At 47.0% G+C, this 19,139-nt stretch carries 17 protein-coding genes and 1 tRNA gene; 16 read left to right on the forward strand and 2 right to left on the reverse strand.

Annotation, left to right across the window (positions count from 1 at the left end; all coding sequences use genetic code 11):
- Positions 1-328 precede the first annotated feature (328 nt).
- The gene (locus tag AC4IFB_RS14865; RefSeq protein ID WP_490775393.1) at positions 329-634 is read left to right on the forward strand and encodes a hypothetical protein; all 306 of its coding nucleotides are present in this window, start codon (positions 329-331) and stop codon (positions 632-634) included.
- Between the two features lie 674 nt (positions 635-1,308).
- On the opposite strand, the gene AC4IFB_RS14870 is transcribed toward AC4IFB_RS14865, so the two are convergent.
- Complete coding sequence (locus tag AC4IFB_RS14870; protein WP_490780569.1) at positions 1,309-2,796, reverse strand: CAP domain-containing protein; 1,488 nt, start codon at positions 2,794-2,796, stop codon at positions 1,309-1,311.
- A gap of 437 nt (positions 2,797-3,233) precedes the next feature.
- Here AC4IFB_RS14870 and AC4IFB_RS14875 point away from each other — a divergent pair, with 437 nt between their 5' ends.
- On the forward strand, positions 3,234-3,674 hold the full coding sequence (locus AC4IFB_RS14875) for a Spy/CpxP family protein refolding chaperone (RefSeq protein WP_490775391.1): 441 nt from the start codon (positions 3,234-3,236) through the stop codon (positions 3,672-3,674).
- A 280-nt stretch (positions 3,675-3,954) separates the two neighbouring features.
- Here AC4IFB_RS14875 and AC4IFB_RS14880 read toward each other — a convergent pair whose 3' ends face one another.
- Positions 3,955-4,185, reverse strand: coding sequence for a hypothetical protein (locus tag AC4IFB_RS14880; RefSeq protein WP_490775390.1), 231 nt, complete (start codon positions 4,183-4,185; stop codon positions 3,955-3,957).
- A gap of 191 nt (positions 4,186-4,376) precedes the next feature.
- Here AC4IFB_RS14880 and AC4IFB_RS14885 point away from each other — a divergent pair, with 191 nt between their 5' ends.
- The 14 genes from AC4IFB_RS14885 to purT all read left to right on the forward strand — a co-directional run bounded on the left by AC4IFB_RS14885 (position 4,377) and on the right by purT (position 19,122).
- On the forward strand, positions 4,377-5,072 hold the full coding sequence (locus tag AC4IFB_RS14885) for an alpha/beta fold hydrolase (protein ID WP_490780570.1): 696 nt from the start codon (positions 4,377-4,379) through the stop codon (positions 5,070-5,072).
- Positions 5,073-5,183: 111 nt separating this feature from the next.
- Positions 5,184-5,456 carry a hypothetical protein gene (locus tag AC4IFB_RS14890; protein WP_490775388.1) on the forward strand — a complete coding sequence of 91 codons (273 nt, stop codon included), beginning with the start codon at positions 5,184-5,186 and terminating at the stop codon, positions 5,454-5,456.
- 208 nt (positions 5,457-5,664) lie between these two features.
- The gene (locus AC4IFB_RS14895) at positions 5,665-7,425 is read left to right on the forward strand and encodes a serine hydrolase domain-containing protein (protein WP_490780571.1); all 1,761 of its coding nucleotides are present in this window, start codon (positions 5,665-5,667) and stop codon (positions 7,423-7,425) included.
- Positions 7,426-7,512: 87 nt separating this feature from the next.
- Entirely contained in the window at positions 7,513-8,103 is a 591-nt protein-coding gene (locus AC4IFB_RS14900; protein ID WP_490780572.1) for a sigma-70 family RNA polymerase sigma factor, read from the forward strand.
- Positions 8,093-8,791 carry an anti-sigma factor gene (locus tag AC4IFB_RS14905; RefSeq protein ID WP_490780573.1) on the forward strand — a complete coding sequence of 233 codons (699 nt, stop codon included), beginning with the start codon at positions 8,093-8,095 and terminating at the stop codon, positions 8,789-8,791. The genes AC4IFB_RS14900 and AC4IFB_RS14905 overlap by 11 nt, the downstream gene beginning before the upstream one ends.
- 438 nt (positions 8,792-9,229) lie before the next feature.
- A complete protein-coding gene (locus AC4IFB_RS14910; protein ID WP_490780574.1) occupies positions 9,230-11,770 on the forward strand; it encodes a putative bifunctional diguanylate cyclase/phosphodiesterase in 2,541 nt (846 codons plus the stop codon).
- Positions 11,771-11,917: 147 nt separating this feature from the next.
- A tRNA-Glu gene (locus tag AC4IFB_RS14915) sits at positions 11,918-11,993 on the forward strand.
- Between the two features lie 225 nt (positions 11,994-12,218).
- A complete protein-coding gene (locus AC4IFB_RS14920; protein WP_490775383.1) occupies positions 12,219-12,533 on the forward strand; it encodes a hypothetical protein in 315 nt (104 codons plus the stop codon).
- Between the two features lie 353 nt (positions 12,534-12,886).
- Complete coding sequence (locus AC4IFB_RS14925) at positions 12,887-13,399, forward strand: hypothetical protein (RefSeq protein WP_490775382.1); 513 nt, start codon at positions 12,887-12,889, stop codon at positions 13,397-13,399.
- Positions 13,400-13,873: 474 nt separating this feature from the next.
- The gene (locus tag AC4IFB_RS14930; RefSeq protein ID WP_490775381.1) at positions 13,874-14,854 is read left to right on the forward strand and encodes an HpcH/HpaI aldolase/citrate lyase family protein; all 981 of its coding nucleotides are present in this window, start codon (positions 13,874-13,876) and stop codon (positions 14,852-14,854) included.
- Positions 14,851-16,023, forward strand: a complete 1,173-nt coding sequence (gene sucC / locus AC4IFB_RS14935; RefSeq protein ID WP_490775380.1) for an ADP-forming succinate--CoA ligase subunit beta — start codon at positions 14,851-14,853, stop codon at positions 16,021-16,023. Before AC4IFB_RS14930 ends, sucC begins: the two co-directional genes overlap by 4 nt.
- The gene (gene sucD, locus AC4IFB_RS14940; RefSeq protein ID WP_490775379.1) at positions 16,020-16,907 is read left to right on the forward strand and encodes a succinate--CoA ligase subunit alpha; all 888 of its coding nucleotides are present in this window, start codon (positions 16,020-16,022) and stop codon (positions 16,905-16,907) included. Before sucC ends, sucD begins: the two co-directional genes overlap by 4 nt.
- A gap of 274 nt (positions 16,908-17,181) precedes the next feature.
- Positions 17,182-17,886, forward strand: a complete 705-nt coding sequence (locus tag AC4IFB_RS14945) for a ParA family protein (protein ID WP_490775378.1) — start codon at positions 17,182-17,184, stop codon at positions 17,884-17,886.
- Between the two features lie 54 nt (positions 17,887-17,940).
- A complete protein-coding gene (gene purT / locus AC4IFB_RS14950; RefSeq protein ID WP_490775377.1) occupies positions 17,941-19,122 on the forward strand; it encodes a formate-dependent phosphoribosylglycinamide formyltransferase in 1,182 nt (393 codons plus the stop codon).
- Positions 19,123-19,139: the final 17 nt, after the last annotated feature.

Consider the following 19,139-nt stretch of genomic DNA (forward strand, 5'->3'; position numbering starts at 1 on the left):
TCCCATAAAGGGAGAGGGGCTTTAGGAAATAATCAGCATGATACTCACACCCTATTACCAATCCCTCTCCTGCAAGGAAGAGGGACTTTTAAGAGATTAGTGACCAGTAATAAAATTCTGAATTCGTCGGATAAATTTACAAGCCAGTCATTCAGCAACTACTAACTACTTGATTTTATGTGCTGGCCTGCTTTTTGCGTATTAAAAAGGCATAAGGCATGTTTACAACTCTATTTCCTTTTGAGAATGTCCAAGACTTAAATATTCTTCTTGGGAAGAGCTGAGAGAGTCGTAATTTTAAGTATATTGCAGATATGGAATGCGAATTATGAATAACTTGGAAACCTATTCTCATGCAACCAAGAAACAGTGTGATTATTTTCGGCAGAAGATCGAGAGACATACTCCACCTAAAAGCAACACTGATGAGCGGATGATTGGCATCTATAAGCGCCTATTGATCAGAGATCGTTCCTATCTGCATAATCTGGAACTGTTGAAGATCAAGGAAACCCTGCGTACAGAAGCCCTTAATATTTTACCCAATATGCCTGACAAGATACCGGAGTGCTCCTCTTCGCTGGATCTGGATGAGTTTAAGCTTCTACTGGATGAAAATTTAGAATCAATTTGAACTTACTAACCAGACCATAACTATTTACACACAACGGCCTGTCATTAAAAATCAAAAGAGAGGGGCAACATGCGTGGCTTTAGCTCGGTGTTGTGGCTTTTGACAAGGTGGCATTGCCGGCAAGCCACGCTTGTAGCGAAATTTTAGAGGCTTATGGTGGGGCATGGCCCCACCCTACAGTGCTGGAACAAAGTTTAGCGATACCGATTGAGTCAAATGAATAACCCCACCATACCCAACTACTATGCTGACATACTCAATCAACATAGTGTAATCGTATTGGCCAACTGTAGGGTGGGGCCATACCCCACCTTAAAAAGTTGAGTGTAGTATGAGTTCAGGTTCTATTTACTCTTAGTCTATTATAATAGCCAATAAACATTACTATTGTTTATCAGGCATCTTAATCGAACTGAGTCTATTAATACTTCTGGCCTGGTAAGTATCTGTCACACAGATCTCCTCATCTTCAAAGTATGATTGAGAAACTTGCTCTCCATCCAGGGTAGGGGGGTCCATACCATTAGCAGTGAAATTTTTTATGATGTTAAAAAAAGAAGGCCGGTAACATGGTGTCTACCGGCCTTTTTGTTGGTGCCTACCTAACCAGTTCAGCTGGTCTATTATTAATGAACTTAATTACACCCAGTTGTACTGGTCAGTGCTCTACTACTTCATTGAGCTGCAAAGTCCTGCGTCCAGTAGATTCCATATGAACCGCTGCCATTTACAATACCAACTCCTATATCTTTAAAATTGGCATTCATCAAATTGGCACAATGCCCAGGACTTGTGAGCCAGCCGTCCATAACTGACTCGGCATCTCTGTAGCCTGCGGCAATATTCTCACCATAGGTTCTCCAGACATAACCACTATCACTGATACGGTCACCGGGGCTGCTGCCATCCTCACCAGTATGACTGAAGAAGTTATTTTCAGCCATGGATGCGGAGTGACCATAAGCTGCGCTTTCAAGCTGGCAATTCCATGCCAATGTAGTCGTAGCCTGATAACTTTCAGTTCCGCAACTACGAGTTTGTGCGCGAGCATTGTTCACCAGAGTCAGCATCTGTTTATCTGCTTCATCCATACACGCATCGATTGTATCTTGAGTAGTTGCGCCTAGATTGAATCCTGAGTTATCACCAGTTCCCTCATCAGGGGTGTCGTCAGCACTGTCATCCTGGTTCTCATCACTGCCCTCGTCAGGGTTGTCGTCGGCACTGTCATCCGGGTTCTCATCACTGCCCTCGTCAGAGTTGTCGTTAGTACCGTCATCCGGGTTGTCGTCAACACCATCATCGGGAATATCATCAGTGTTATCGTCACTGATCGCTGTCACGAACTGCCAGCTCTCGGAAAGTGCTGGATTCCCCGCTATATCCTGGACACCCTCTCCTATGGTGACTGTGTATTGTGTACCATCAAGTAATTCTCTGTTGGGAGAAAAAATTATGCTGTGACTGACATCGTCATAGATGACACTGCCAGGAATCAGTGATCCACTGTGAGTAAGAGTAAGGCTTGTCTCATCGATGCTACTCTCTGAAAGTGCTTCATTGAATGTGACGCTTACTTCTGAGTTGATCGGAGTATCTACTTGATCTGAAACAGGGTATCGGTGGCTGACCAATGGCGGACTGCTGTCAGCAACAGGAGAGATTTGAAGACTGAAACCTGTCAGGTCTGCTGACTTTCCATCAAACACTATCAGATAGAACAAAAATTGCGTTGGCTCAGTAACCTGGGGTGCAACAAATGTCAGGGTGTCTTCGAAGCGATTATCAATTGGTAACGCAGGTCCTTTGGCTTGTCTCCAAAAATATCTGAGAGTATCACCATCTTCATCATAGGAGTCACTGCCATCAAGAGTCACTGTCTCACCAGAAAAAGAGGTATGGTTACCGGTTATATCAGCAACTGGTCTGCTGTTCGATCTCCATTTGTCTCTTGATCTTCTGAATTTTGATTTAGAAGCCGTTGCTTCATTACCATTGTAAGCGTCAGCACTATATTGAGAGCTATTGAGATTTTCAGCCTCTTGCTGTTCTCTGTCGTTGGTACTGGATGTGTTGTTTTCAGAATCACTACCACACCCGGTTGCAACAGCGAAAACCATTGCGGCAGTAGTTATCAAGGGTAAGTTATATATTTCCTTCATGGATCCTTCTCCTAATTATTATCACGATCGGCCACATCAGAGCGATGAGTGCTGACCTGGTTTTATGATACTTATGGGGGGAAGGTAAAATAGGGCGCTGTTCTCAAAGAAGTTATAGGTGGGGGAGATTTTTAGGATTTTATAAATAAAGTGTTAGCCAGTTCCCAGCATCCCAGGGTCTGTTAACACAAATTGAAATAGCCGCTTTCTGAATATCAATTCTGGTGTTTGTAAGAGTCTACTAAACTGATGCCAGAATGGTGGTAGCCATAGTAAATGGAAGGTTTACTTAGTATTGGCCTGCCTTGGGGAAACATTATGTATCAGGCGGTAGAACACCAGAATGGCTTGCCAAAATATGTGATATGGGGCACACTTTTTAAGTGTAAAGCACTATCCATGAAATCTAAAATTCTGCAATAACAGGAACAATAAATATGAGAAAAACAGTCGTTGCTATCTGTGTTTCATTACTCTTCTTTTCCCTGAACGCTCAGGCCGAGCAACAACATGGAATGCATGATTTTCCTCAAATGATGAAACATGCCAGTCCAATGCCGAACTACATGAAGGTTGTAAAACAGCATGAGGCGGCACTGGATCTTAGTGAAGAGCAGTCTAAAGAGTTAGCTGCCTGGCGAGAAAGTCACGGTAAGCCTATGCATGCAAAAGTGGCACAAATTACCGAGCTGGAGAAGAGTATCTATGACGCTACAATGGCTGGTAAAAGTAAAGCCGAAATATTGGACTTGGCTTCTAAGATGCTAGAGTTGCGTAGCACTATTATCAGCACAAAAATTGACTGTAGAGATAATATGAAACGAGTCCTCTCTGAGGAACAATTTGCAAAAGTTGTGAAATTATATAGTGGATCTTAGGTATTGAGCAGACAATGTGCCCCGCTTTAATGCGGGGCTATTTGTAATAGACTGAGCTAATATCTGTTTATATCGGCTATATCTGGCATGAGATTGATATACTGTTTCCCTATAAGTGGGAACAGAATATCGAATGAGAGCACTGCCGTCTTATTAACTCTCCTCCGCTCCAGATGCTGGTTGGAAATATAGCCTCAGCCCTCCTTCGGGGCGTGGCTCGCAGGCAGTGGCCCATCCCTTGATAAGGACGTAACACTGGGCTGAGTTAGAGAAATATACGCTATAAAACCCAGGCATCAAGCACAAAAAATGTGATCAGCAGGGGGAAGATAGTAGAGAAAAGGATGCTTCCGATGCCAATGATTATCTCAGTAACCGTCAAAAACCGCGGTTGATCGGCCCAGCGATCCTGCACATTGGCTCGATAATCCTTGTCGAAAAGATATCTCCACCCTACGGAATAGTCGATATAACTTGAATTGCGGTAAGGTCTTAAGGAGTTTGTATTCATTGGCATAACTCTCGATTAAGCTATTGGGCATGTCTATCGCACTGTTTGATGAGTACGAAATCCGATTCGCAGAACAAAAACTCAGCGCGTCAATCGCTCTTCAGCACACATAATGATCGCAGAAAAAGATTGCAGTATTATGAAAGTAATGTGACTTAAACTGATTAATAGAAGGGCCCTAAAGGGGGGGTATGAAACTGGTTTTATTACCTGGTCTTGATGGTACAGGACGGCTTTTTAGGCGATTTATTGAGGAATATCATGGTGATGTAGAATTAATTCCTTTACCTGACTGTACTTCTCAGGATTATCAGTCGTTAGCTGAGAGCCTGATGCTGAAGCTGCCCCAGGAGCCTTTTGTGGTGTTGGCTGAGTCATTTTCCGGAGGTATAGCGACCTATATCCTCGAAGCGAAGCCTTACCATTTAAAGGGCGTCATCTTCGTCGCCAGTTTTATCTCGCCACCAAGACCTCTGTTACTGTTTTTAATGCAGATGGTGCCTCTGAAGCGGGTAGTGAACTTTCCCATACCGAAATACCTGCTCAAGCTGTTTCTGCTTGGAAGTGAAGCCACAGATGAGTTGATACTGGAGTTTCTGCAAACCATCAGGGAGGTACCAGAGCATCTGCTTACGCAGAGGGTGAGCCAGATCAGAACCATGGCGCTACCCATCAATAGTGTGGAGAAGCCAGTAGCAGTAATAGAGGCCGCTGATGACAGACTGGTTGATCGGGCCCATTCTTTAGAACTGCTACAGAGGTACGAAGGGGCTAGTCACTATAAACTTGCTGGTCCCCATTTTATTCTTCAGGCTAAGCCTCGGTCAGCTGCAGAGTTGATTTTCCGCTTGGTATCTAATCTTGATTATGGATCATTCGGCAGGTGAAAGGCAGGCTGAAAAACAGTTGAAATAATTTTGAATCCATCTTTCGACTCGTCCCGTATAGGTAACTGAAAGCTGAAACATCAGCTCTTAATTAAAACGAGGAAATCGAAAATGAAAACATTAATTATCACAGCAGCCATGATTCTTTCATCTAATTTGTATGCCGGTGGATTCGATGTCACAGGACAAAACCCGGATCTGTATGACGGTCATGCAAACTCCACAAGATTGGCTACAGCTGTACAGCCTGGTATCGGCGACTCCTATGGTAACTCGATCCTTCATTCGGGTGGCTATGCAAAGACGAGTCACAGGGTACAGGGCGGAGTAGATGAAGGTTACGGTAGTATCCTGATCGATGTTGGTACACCGCTCAACTGGTAAAGTGGATAGTGTTAACAGGTCCTAGTGTGGTGCGTCATACTAGCGGGATTGCAGGTTGGATGAGCAGAAGGATCTCTTGATATGCCTGGAAGATGTTTGTGAGTAGTGGTGATAGATTGCCGCCAATTCATAGCTATAATTCTCTTTGCTCATCCTTTGCCTGCCCTGTGATTCAAAAGGGCCGGTATTCGCCAACAAGAGGTGTAATGTGCTTTCTCGCCTGGGAGTAGTCTTTGTTGCACTGATCTTTTCTATATCAGCCTGTACCTCAGTGGATGAAAAAGCATCGAGTGGGGGAAGTTTGATTCCTGGAGCCCATATGGCTCAGGTTCGCTCGGAATCTTTGAAGTTGATCGAGCGAATGCTTGAAGAGGAGTTTGTACCCGGTATCAGTGTTGCTCTTGTTAATAGTGAGGGTACGCTTTGGGTCGAAGGTTTTGGGGATGCAGACAGTCGTACCGGTGAGCTGGTAACTGCAGATACGGTGTTTCGTGCAGGTTCGCTGAGCAAACCGGTAACTGCATTGGGTATCATGCAGCTTGTGGCGGATGGCCGCGTAGATCTCGATGCGCCCCTCAAAGAGCAGCTTGACATGTTTTCAATTCGTCGCCGTGAATCTTCTGCGATGTCAGTCACGCCAAGACAATTATTAAGCCATCGTAGTGGTTTGCCCAGTGATCTGCGTAAAGGGATGTATACCGATACCTATTTCACCAAGGTGACAGAACTGCTGCGTAATGAATATGCTGCTTATCATCCCAACAAGGTTTATAGCTACTCAAACCTCGGTTATGACTTATTGGGTCATTTAATCGAATCACAAACCTCTGAGCGATATGCCGAATATATGAGGCAGAATCTGTTCGAACCGTTGGGGATGTCAAGTAGTGGTTTTTTACTGACAAAGGAGATGCGGCAGCAACTCTCTTCCGGACATCTGGATGGTCAGGTCAGGCCTTTACCCCCACTGCGGGATATGCCTGCTCTTGGCCTCTATATGTCTGCTCGGGATGCGGGCAGACTTATGACCCGTATTCTGCAGCGCGATTTACCTGGTGTCTCTGCGCCTCTGATTGAGCAGATGTGGCGCCCGCAAAATGTAGATGGTGAGATCTCCCTGGGTATCTCACCGGGAATGGGTTGGTTTCTACAAGACTATGCAAACACTGGACGACAGGTTCGCCATGGCGGCAGTACCCTGCTGTTTGGCGCAGAGATGGTGTTATTGCCCAAGCATGGTTTAGGGGTGGCTGTGTTGGCAAATGGTGCTGGAAGTAATCGAATGGCCCGTGAATTGGCAACTACTATTTTAACTCTTGCATTGATGGTTCAGGGTGGGGAGAGTCATCAACAGCCTCTGCAGTTGACTGAGCAGGATAACCCTCAGTTTGAAACCCCATCTGGTGGCTATGCGACGGATCTTGGTTTGCTGATGGTGGATCCAGAACACCCCAGGCTTTGCGCCTGCATTATAGAACGCATTCTTGATCTGGTTCGATTTGATGATGGCAGCTTGGGATTGACTCAACAGAGTATCGACAGCCTTCCAGATGGCTATCGGGTGCTGGGGGATTTACGATTCAAATCACGCCAGCAAAATGGTATGGATCTATTGGTCGCCCACCGGGGAGAGGAGGAGATTATTCTTGGCAATAAGATCGAGTCAGATCCTTGGGAGACGGTTTGGCGCAAGCGCCTGGGAAGTTATAGAACTATAAATCCTGATGGTGATTTCTCGATCCAGGATCTCCATCTAAGTGAAGAGAGCGGTGTGTTATGTCTGCACTATCGAGCACCACATCTTAGTGAAAGTCTGGTTAGACTGCCTCTGCAGCCGGTCTCAGAGAATGAGGCTGTTATACAGGGATTTGGACGCGGAAGGGGGGAGACGGTGCAAATTGTTGAAATCAACGGAAAGCAGTGTCTGAAGTTCTCTGGTTTCATGGGTGAACCTATTAATCAGGAGTGATGCAATCTATATCAAAGCCTCTTCTGCTTGCTGCTAAAGCGTCAGCCCAGTACCCTTAGGGTTGGTTTCAGACCCTCGGAGGGGGCAATGGAAAATGGGGATCTAGATCCACAGCAAGCGATTAAAAAGCGCAATGAGGAACTCGAATCGCTACTTGCTGCATGTGCGCTAAATGATCGCAAGGCCTTCGCGCGTTTGTATCGCATGACTTCGGCGAAACTATATGGCGTGGTATTACGTATATTAATTAGGGATGATTTGGCGCAGGACTGTTTGCAGGATGCCTACGTCAAGATCTGGAACAATGCAGCCAGCTACCGCGCCTATATGGCTGCACCGCTGACTTGGATGTCGACCATTGCGCGCAATCAGGCTTTGGATCTGCTGCGCAAAAGAAAACGGGAAGTCATGGATCGTGATGACAAAAGTGTGCCGGAGCAGGTAGATGGTGCACCTTTGCCACCGGATAGCCTCTCTCATAGTGATGATGGTCGTCGACTGGAGGAGTGTCTTGGACAATTGAAGGATCAACAGCGACAAGTGCTGGTGTTGGCCTATTTCAAAGGGTTAACTCATGATGAGTTGGCATCCCACACGGATACACCACTCGGTACTGTCAAGACATGGATACGTCGTGGTTTGAATCAACTTAGGAGGTGTCTGGAAAATGATGCCTAAAGATGAAAAATTAGATAGCAATACTCTGGCAGGTGAGTATGTTCTCGGAACCCTTGAAGGAGAAGAACGAGAGGATTTCAAGCGCCAGCTGCAAAATGATATCAGACTCCAGGAGGAGGTAGATGCCTGGGAGCTGCGATTTGCGCCGATGCTCGAGAGTATTGATCCTGTTGCGCCACCAGCTTCTGTTTGGGAAGGTGTGGAGTCGCGCCTGACGCCTGTCCGGGAATCCCATCTGGATGAGTCCTCGGCAACGAGTGTATGGGATAGCCTCGGTTTCTGGCGTAATCTGGGTATGATGGCCACGACACTGGTAGTTGCACTTGGCATCGTGCTGATGAGCGGCCAGCCTGGGTCGGAGATGAACAGTCTGTTGGTGGTCATGAATGATCAGGATCGAACAGGATGGGTGGTTGCTGCTCGACCCAATCATGATTTGGTCAAAGTCAGTGCTGTGGAGCCCACACAATTACCATCCGGTAAGGTGTGTCAATTGTGGATGGAGGATCAGAATGGGAATTTACACGCTGTAGGGGTGCTGCCCCATGATGGTAGCCAGGAGTTGGCGCTACCTATGATGCCTAAAGCTAAAAGTGCTTTTAAGGTCTCTGTTGAGGAGATGGAAGATATGCCTACAGATAAACCGAAGGGTGACATTGTCTTCGAGGGTAAGCTGACAGAGATATAAGCCACTCTCTCCATATGCAGAGTCTGTATAGCAACCCGGATCTAAAAAATCCGGGTTTTTGGTATATTTGTCAATCGGTTGCTCAAGGTCAACCGTAGATCAGCCATATCTTGTATACTCCCGCGCGATTCAAGTTGATATATTGAACGGTATTTTAATTAAAAATTTTGATGATTGTTTTTGTAGTAAGGATTTAGGTCGGGATGACGCTAACAGCAATATAGGCGGATTTGGGAATAGTTACCCATTTTCAATGCCTTCTAAAACAGATCTAGCTTTGAAGCACCATTTTAAGCCCCTGCTATAGAACTTAGTGGGGCAAGAATTTCGATAAGGTATAGAGGTAGGGAATCACTACAGGAGTAGCTTTTATCGGTTGGATGGGCTCTCGAATATGTATGCAATATGTTGAATTAAAATGAAAAATAGGGAATGCTCTTGAAGAGCATTACATCTTTTTTGCCTGGTCTCGACTCCTATCGGGGTCGCTATGCCTATTTGGCAGTATTGGTTGGTGCAGTGCTGCTCGCCTTTGCATTATTGGGCTGGAATCTCGTCAAAACATCCACTCAGTCACAGATATCTAATATCACCTCCAGAACCCTGGCCTCTGGTGTTCTGGCAGATGCTCAGACACAACTGAATAATATAGAAAGTCACTTGCAAAGAATCCTCATCGATCCCAAGAAAGAGGATCTGGACGATACCAAACATGGGTTGAGGCAATTGGGTGAGATCCTCAATGACCTTGCTGAAGCGCTACAGCGACTACCAGCAGGAGACCCGAACGTCGCCAAGGCCCTGCTGGATGATCGGAATAAACTACATCGTAAAACCTATCAACTTATAGAAGTACGACGGGATGTTCAGGCTTGGTTTCCTGCTATGAAACTCATGTTGGAGGAGATGTATCCCTACAACCAGAGAGTGCTTGGGCATCTACAGCTACTCCTTCATGAGGCTGAATACAGCCCCGATAGTAAGGACGACCTGATTGTGCAGGTCTCATCCATGCAGCGACTTTGGCTTGGGTTGACAGCAGAATTTCGGTTGGTGATAGCGAATCGGTTTGGTCTCTTTATGTCTGAGTCTGCGCCACTGCCGGAAAATCGCTATGACACTATTCTTGACTATGCTGATCGATTTATGGAACGTTTGAGATTCCTTCAGGATCACTATGATCGTGTCAAACCCAGTTTTACCATGATGGATACTCTGAGCAGAATCGAGGTCGATTCTGCCACCTGGATGAACGACTTTAATAAAGTCAAAGAGGTTATGAATACACCAACATGGCGTAGAGATCTGAACTTTATGAGAGATCAGGTCGATCCATTGTTAAAAACCATGCGTCAACGAATGTCGATTATCGATCTGGGTCTGGATGCACAATCGGCAGAGGATATAACCCGGCTGGCACAAACGGCGAAGCGTTTATCGACCTCTATATTGTTCTTGGCCTTGATGGGCTTGTTAATGCTTGTTCTTGCCTATCAATTCATAAAACGTAATCTGCTGCAGCCGATAGCTGAAACCGCTCTGGCATTGAAGATGGAAGCAAGTGGTTCATTAGAGGCCACAACTCAGCCAAGATCTAATCTTAAGGAAACCAAAGATCTGGTGGAGGCATTTAGTGAAATGCGCCGACAAGTACATAGCCGGCAGAGCCATCTTGACCACATGGTACATCATGACGCATTAACTCAATTACCAAATCGTGTACTGTTCAGGGATCGTCTTGCGCATGCCCTGGAGATCGCACTTAGAGGTGAGTTTTTAGTTGGCTTGATGTTTCTCGATTTAGATCGATTCAAGCAGGTTAATGACAGTTTGGGGCACTTGGTCGGTGACGAGTTGCTGAAAGTGATTGCCGAGCGCCTGACCTCTTTGATGCGTAGCTCGGATACTGTGGCCAGATTAAGTGGTGATGAGTTTGCGGTCCTTATTGAAGGTATCAGCAGCCGTGAAGATATGGAGCCTTTGGCAGAAAAGATCCTGAACGCCATCAAAGCACCGATAACCATTGCAAAAAACGAACTGCGGGTGTCGGCGTCTATCGGTATTGCCATAGCGCCCTATGATGATGTCTCAGTGGAGTATCTACTAAGAGATGCTGATACTGCAATGTATGAGGCCAAGCGTCAGGGGCGGTCAGCCTATCGCTTTTTTAGTGGAGATATGACCGCCCGAGCCTCTAAAAGTCTGATGTTGGAAAATGATATCCGCAACGCAGTAGATTCCGGGCAGTTCACATATCACTTTCAGCCTATTGTGGAAACGTATACCGGCAGGTTGTTCTGTTTTGAAGCGCTGCTGCGTTGGGAGCACCCTGATCGTGGCCTGCTCGATCCTGATTCATTTCTCACGGTGTTGGATGAGACCGGGCTTATCAACACTCTGTTTGAGCCGATGCTGGTACATGCAATTGCTTTCCAGCGGGAGCAGAGTCTGTTACGCGATGAGACCGTCGCAATATCGATTAATCTCTCAGCCAGATTACTCAACGACCCTACATTCTGCAGAGGTTTGCTGGAAAGTCTGGTAAATGGTGAGATTCCGCTTGGGAGTTTGATTCTGGAAATAACTGAAGATACCCTCACCCAGGAACTTGCTGAAGCCGACGTTTTTCTTCAACAGGCGAAAGCGCTTGGTGCGAGAATAGCGCTGGATGATTTTGGCACCGGACAGGCGTCCCTCAGCCATCTGCGTCAATTCCCATTTGATCTGTTGAAGATAGATAGGGATTTCATAAAAAATGTTAACGCCGACAATTATGATGCCAGTCTTGTTACCGCGATGATTCAACTGGCCCATGCCTTTCGGATCGACGTGATTGCGGAAGGTGTTGAAAGTGAATCTCAACTGGAATTCTTACAGCAGCAGGATTGCGACTTTATTCAGGGCTATCTGGTTGGATTTCCTCAACATGCGGAGGAACCTGTTGAACCCATAGGGCATATTCCGCTGTTTCAAACATGAGTCCAGTTGAGGTACCCCATTATAAATAACGGGTTAATAATTACTTCTTCTTGTGGGAAAGCCCTTGACAGCAGGGTGAAAGTACCGTAGATTTCGCGCTCCACTTTGCAGGTGGCCTCCAGATATTGGAGCCTTTTGTGAAGACCTGTCCCCATCGTCTAGAGGCCTAGGACACTGGCCTTTCACGCCGGTAACAGGGGTTCGACTCCCCTTGGGGACGCCATAAATTCGTAGAGACGATTTTGTTGGTTGTTCTGGATTGCATCTGCAATCATACCGTGCCTATCCCTGCGATCTCAATCTGCTCTCAGCCAATCTCATAAATACCCTGTTTTCAAGCCGCCGCATTTGCATCATTCATCTATAGATTTGATTTACACCAGTAAGCCCAGTCAATATCCGTAATAAGCAACTCATTTGGGTATGCTTTTCTGGAGACAATTTTTATATGAAAATGAACGACCCGTTCGGACGCATGCAAAGACGTCATCAACAAGGCTATGAGATGATGCGGGATGCACTTCGCGAGGCAGAGATCGATTCGCCCGTTCAAGCAGAGGAAGCTATCAGGCAGGCATGGAAACGCGGGTTTAAGTTTATGGGTGTGGGTATGCTGGTACTGTTGTTTATACTCTTATTTATACCCACCGCAGCACCGCTGATTCTTGTGTTGGCAATGCTAATGGTGGTCTGGGTGGTCAGTTCAAACTTAAATGGTCAGAAATACATCAAGCGTTACATTGAAGAGGAGCTGAAACGCTGATGCAGCTTGTGATATATCAGCTATATCAACTATCAGTAAATTAATACTCTGACAAAAACCATACCTCTGTTTTAAAAGGAAGCTGATTACAAATTTTATATTCTTGGTAGGGTGGGGCCATGCCCCACCAAAAGGCGCTAGAAGATTAAGGTTTTTAAGTCAGTTTGAGTGTTTATCAATCTAAAATACGCTTTGATAAATAGATTGTTTTTCGGGCTTAAAGATTGGCTTTAAATTTGAAAAAAGGTTGTATACAAAGTAACCAATAAGTTGTCTCAATAAATAGGCTGAACAATCGACCCAATCAAGGGTCTGCATTATGTATTTCTTTATTAATCATGTGATGTTTTTCGATGAGTGAAAAGAGTAAGGATAACCAGAGTCAGAGTACAATTGTGCTATGGATTGCTGCTGCTATTTTGTTAACTGCGGTCTGTTTGGTGGCGGTTTACAAGGCATGGCCTATTCTGTTTCCAGAGATCAGTCAATCAGCTGCAGTTGATCCTCAATGCGACCTACGTCAAGGGTCCTGCGTATCCTCAATAGAGCCTGATATAAGGATTAGTTTTTCAATCGAACCCCGAGAGATACCTCTGGTAAAACCTTTGAAACTGCAAGTTCAGGTTAACGGTGTTGATGCAGACAAGGTGGAAGTGGACTTTACCGGTGTCGACATGAATATGGGTTACAACAGGGTGGTCATGCAACAGCTTGAGTCAGGTCGCTACGAAGCTGATGGCATGATACCTGTCTGCGTTAGAGACTCGATGGAGTGGGAGGCCAAAGTATTGATTACTACCGAGCAGGGAGTGCTGTCAGCGCCCTATCGTTTCATTACTGTGCGGCCGGGAGTATCTTTGCCCTGAGTGTTAACCTGTTTTGCTGAAATTTTATGTTTTTAGCTGTTCAGGGATTGCCTGAACTGCAGATGATGAGTCACGGTGTAATTGATTATTTATAAATATAATGAATATTGGATTGAATCTGGCATTCATTTAATGGTCATGCTGAAACACAGGCTCCGCCCGCGCTTTGTCATACTCTGATAAGAGTTTGAACTCATTACTATCGCTCAATTCCCTTTTAACTGATGACAGTCACTGTCATTTGCTCTACTCCTGTGTTAAATACTTGCCCTGCTTGTGGATACTAAAATTCCCACAACAGGGCAGAACGTACCCGGTTTGAATATATTGCAGCGCAATAACCAATCATGCGATACGACATGAATATAAAGCAACTGCAACAAACCAGGATTATAAAATCATAAATACTGAACTTGGAAACAGCGGCTAGACCGTTGTTTTTGTTCAGGGCAGAAAACACGGAGGAATCCAAATATGGCCTTCAAGAATCGCCTGCATAGAAGCGAACTGGCTGTACCGGGCAGTAATCTACGAATGCTTGAAAAAGCGCCGCACTCTGGTGCTGATCTTGTATTTATCGATCTGGAAGATGCGGTTGCACCATCTGACAAGGAGCAAGCCAGAAAAAACGCAATTGAAGCACTCAATAATTATGACTGGTCGAATTGTTCGGTATCGGTCCGAATCAATGGCTTGGATTCCCACTTCTGTTATCGCGACATTGTTGATGTGGTGGAACAGGCAGGGGACAAGCTGGACACCATTCTGGTGCCGAAAGTTGGTCAACCTTCAGATCTTGAATTTGTGGCGCTTCTAATGGAGCAGATTGAAGCGGCAAAAGGGCTCAAGCAGATCAATATGCATGCTCTGATCGAGACGGCAATGGGGATGGCTAACGTAGAAGCAATAGCACAAAGCTGTCCAGATCGACTCGAGGCTCTGGTGTTCGGTGTGGCAGATTACGCTGCATCCACTCAGGCGCGAACCGTCAGCATGGGCGGCGTCAATCCTGACTATCACGTGTTGGCCGATGCGGATGCCAGCGGTAACCGGCAGACATACCTGGGAAATCAATGGCACTTTGCCATGTCCCGTATGATTGTGGCCTGTCGGGCCTACGGTTTACGTCCTATTGATGGGCCATTTGGTGACTTCAGTGATCCCGAAGGATATTTGGCAGTGGCCAAATCTTTTGCTGCTCTGGGTGGTGAGGGTAAATGGGCCATTCACCCTGCTCAGATAGAACTGGCCAATCAGGTGTTCACGCCGAGTGATGCGGAAGTGGATCGCGCGAAACGAATTATCCAGGCGATGGATGAGGCTGCCGCCAAAGGATTGGGTGCAGTCAGTCTGGATGGTCGCATGATCGATGCTGCCTCCATTCGACAGGCTGAGGTGCTGCTGGAGAAGATGGCTCAGGTTGAGCGACTGACCAAGCCGGGGGTCGCTGCGTGAACATCCATGAATATCAGACCAAGGACCTTTTTCGTCAATATAAAATTCCTGTACCCGAGGGTCGAATGGCCCATTCAGCCAATCAGGCCCTGACCGCGGCCGAACAGCTTGGTGGTGAGGGTTGGGTAGTTAAGGCTCAAATACATGCAGGGGGACGAGGAAAAGCCGGAGGAGTGCTGCTAGCCAAGAATCTGGATGAAGTGCGTGAGCATGCTGAAAAGCTACTTGGCAGTCACCTGATTACCAAGCAGACCGGTGAGCAGGGGCGTATGGTCAACCGTGTGCTTGTTGAGCAGTTACAGGATATCCAGGCTGAATACTATCTTGGTATTGTGATCAACAGGGCTAACCAGCGGATCACTTTGATTGCCTCTGCCGCCGGGGGTATGGATATCGAGGAGGTTGCCGCCTCCACTCCGGACAAGGTCATTAACGAGGTGGTTGATCCCGCAGTAGGTCTACAGGATTTTCAATGCCGCAAAGTGGCTGCAGGTATCGGTCTTAGTGGTAAGCAGATAAATGCTGCTGCACGCATCATGAAACGTCTCTATCGCTGTTTTCGCGATAAGGATGGATTGATGGCTGAGATCAATCCATTGGTATCCACCGGGGATGGGCAGTTTCTGGCCCTGGATGCAAAGATGTCCTTTGATGGCAATGCACTGTTTCGTCAGCCTGAGATTGCCGATCAACGGGATTTCGATGAAGAGGACCCGAAAGAGGTTGAGGCGTCTGGCCATGATCTTAACTACATTGCACTGGATGGCAGCGTTGGTTGTATTGTCAACGGTGCCGGTCTGGCCATGGCAACCATGGATGCGATAAGCCTCTATGGAGGACGGCCTGCCAATTTTCTTGATGTAGGCGGTGGTGCTTCACCCGAGAAGATTGCCAACGCCTTTCGAATCGTTCTGGAAGACCCGAATGTCAAAGTTTTGATGTTGAATATCTATGCAGGCATCAATCGCTGCGACTGGATAGCAGAGGGTATTGTCAAAGCAGTCGCGGATCAGGAGGTGAATGTACCTATCGTGGTGCGACTGGCCGGTACCAACCTGGAGGAGGGGCGGAAGATTCTGGCCGACTCAGGTTTGCACTACATACATGCCGATCGTTTGAGTGATGCGGCTGAGAAGTCAGTTAAAGCACTTGCAGGAGGGGCGGCATGAGTATTTTGGTCAACAAGGATTCCCGGGTCATCTTTCAAGGCTTCACCGGTCAGCACGCCACTTTTCATGCCCAGGAAGCGATTAGTATGGGCACCCAGGTGGTCGGCGGTGTCACCCCTGGTAAGGGCGGTCAAACACACATCGACAGGCCAGTATTTGACACTGTTACAGATGCGGTGGAGCAGACGGGGGCGGATGTCAGTGTGGTTTTTGTCCCACCTGCATTCGCAGCAGATGCCGTAATGGAGGCGATTGACGCGGGAATCAAGGTGATTGTGGTGATTACCGATGGTGTGCCTGTACAGGATATGGTCAGGGTGAAACGCTATCTGATCGGTCATGACGCCATTATTATCGGGCCTAATACTGCAGGGGTGATCACCCCTGAAGCGTGTAAGGTCGGAATCATGCCGGCTCATATCTACCGTAAAGGACGAATCGGTGTGGTCTCCCGCTCCGGTACCCTCAATTATGAAGCGGTGGAACAGATGAGTGAACTGGGTCTGGGCATATCTACCAGTATCAGCATCGGTGGTGATCCGGTCAATGGCTGTGATTTTCTGACCCTGATGAAGCAGTTTGCTACAGACCCTGAGACCGATGCGGTATTGATGATTGGTGAAATTGGTGGATCTCAGGAGGTCGAGGCGGCAACCTGGGCAAGAGAGCATATGCAAAAACCACTGATCGGGTTCATTGCCGGAGCTACTGCACCTGCAGGTCGTACCATGGGACATGCTGGAGCCATCATCTCTGGCGAAGACGATACGGCCCAGGCCAAAATGAAACGTTTGGCTGAGCTGGATGTTCACGTGGTACAGAATGCGGCGGAGATTGGACGGACTGTTGAAGAGAGTCTGGTGCAGCAGGAGTGTCCCGCTTAGGCTCTGTTTGTGTCGATTCCATCTGACTCCTTTTATTGAATATCAATGGGTTAGGGGTTATATAGAGTGGTTGGACAAGAATAGGATTGATGCCAGGGAAGGTGTCCGGAATCAAGTAACAGTGGATCTCTGATAGAGAGCGATAGGAGGAGTGGATTGATTACGGATTAATCGCACAGCCCTCAAGACTGGATGGAATAGTAATCCTGGCTTGTAATTGGCGTAGAATAGGAGGAATATTCCTCAAATTCACCACAGGAACAGGTTTGGTGAGATGAAAAGGCTTCTGATACTCAACAGCAAGGGAGGCTGTGGAAAAACAACTATCGCGACCAATCTGGCGGGTTACTACGCCTCGGCCGGGACGCCGACTGCATTGTTCGATTATGACCCTCAGGGCTCCAGTCAGCGCTGGCTTGACCTTCGTTCTGAAGAGTTCTCCAATATTCATGGTGTATTTGCGGCTAAGCCAACTCAAGGGGCTGTCACGCGGGCTTTTGCCCAGCGGGTTCCAGGGGAGACAGAGCGAGTTGTGGTGGATACACCGGCTTCAATGAAACGCCTCGATATGATGGACATGCTGCGCAACGCCTCAGCGGTGATTGTTCCGGTACTCCCATCAGCGATTGACCGCCATGTGACGCTGGATTTTCTTCAGGAGCTGACCACACTATGCCGTCAGATGGGTATCAATATACCTGTGGGAATTGTGGCCAACCGGGTTCGTTTAAACACTCGTGCGTTCAAGCAACTACAAGAGACCCTGGCTCTACTGGATATCCCTCTGGTTGCTTTTTTGAGAGATACTCAAAACTATGTCCATGCCGCAGAGAACGGTTGTGCCATTGTAGAGCTCAAAACAGCCTCGATGAAAAAAGACCGTCAGCAGTGGCTGGAATTGATCAACTGGTTGGAAAGCAGCCATACGCCACCCAGGGTTCATTCGGCCAATAAGGCACAAGCTGGACTTGGCAGTTAATTCTTCTATATTTTCTCTCTTACCCTCTTTTTTTACTTTCTACAGGACCCGACGATGACAATCATTGGAACACCCTTTTCATCTCATGCAACGAAAGTTCTTCTCTGTGGCTCAGGGGAGTTGGGTAAAGAGGTTGTCATTGAATTGCAGCGTTTCGGTTGTGAGGTGATTGCTTGTGATCGATATGAAAACGCACCGGCAATGCAGGTGGCAGATCGCTCATATGCCTTTTCAATGCTGGATGGTGATGAGTTGAGAAGAGTGATTGAGATGGAGAAGCCTGACTATATCGTGCCTGAAATAGAAGCGATTTCCACAGACACTTTAGTTGAGCTTGAAGGGGAAGGCTTTAATGTGATTCCCACTGCTAATGCGGCAAAACTGACCATGAACCGTGAAGGCATTCGCAGGCTTGCAGCGGAAGAGTTGGGTATCCCAACATCCAACTATAAGTTTGTCGACAATAGAGCGGACTTTGTTGAAGCGGTCACCTCAATTGGTATCCCCTGTGTGGTAAAACCGATTATGAGTTCATCAGGCAAAGGTCAGAGCACCATTAAAAGTGAAGCTGACATTGAGAAGAGCTGGACCTATGCGCAGGAGGGTGGTCGTGCCGGGGCTGGACGGGTCATTGTAGAGGGCTTTGTAGATTTTGATTATGAGATCACTCTGTTGACCATACGCCATATAGACGGTGTCAGTTTCTGTAAACCGATAGGTCATCGTCAGGAGGATGGGGATTATCAGGAGTCGTGGCAGCCACAACCAATGAGTGATAGCGCATTGTCTAAAGCCAAAGAGATTGCTGAGAAGGTAACGGGTGCTTTGGGTGGACGTGGTATTTTTGGCGTGGAGCTGTTTATTAAAGGGGATGATGTCACGTTCAGTGAAGTATCTCCCCGCCCACATGATACCGGTATGGTGACGATGATCGCGCAGGATCTATCGCAATTTGCGCTACACGCCCGCGCAATCCTGGGTTTACCAATCCCAAATATCATGCAACATGGTCCATCGGCATCTGCAGTCATTTTGGTAGACGGTGAATCAGATAAAGTCCGCTTTGGAAATCTCGAAACTGCACTTGCTGATGCGGATACTCAACTTCGACTTTTCGGCAAACCTGAGGTAAAAGGCAAACGTCGAATGGGGGTGGCATTGGCGCGTGGCGGGGATATTGAACAAGCTCGGCAGAAGGCGATGAAAGTGGCTGCGGCGGTTGAAACTGAGCTCTGACATTTTCTGAGAACTAT

The organism is Candidatus Thiodiazotropha sp. AKIB8, from assembly GCF_058244675.1.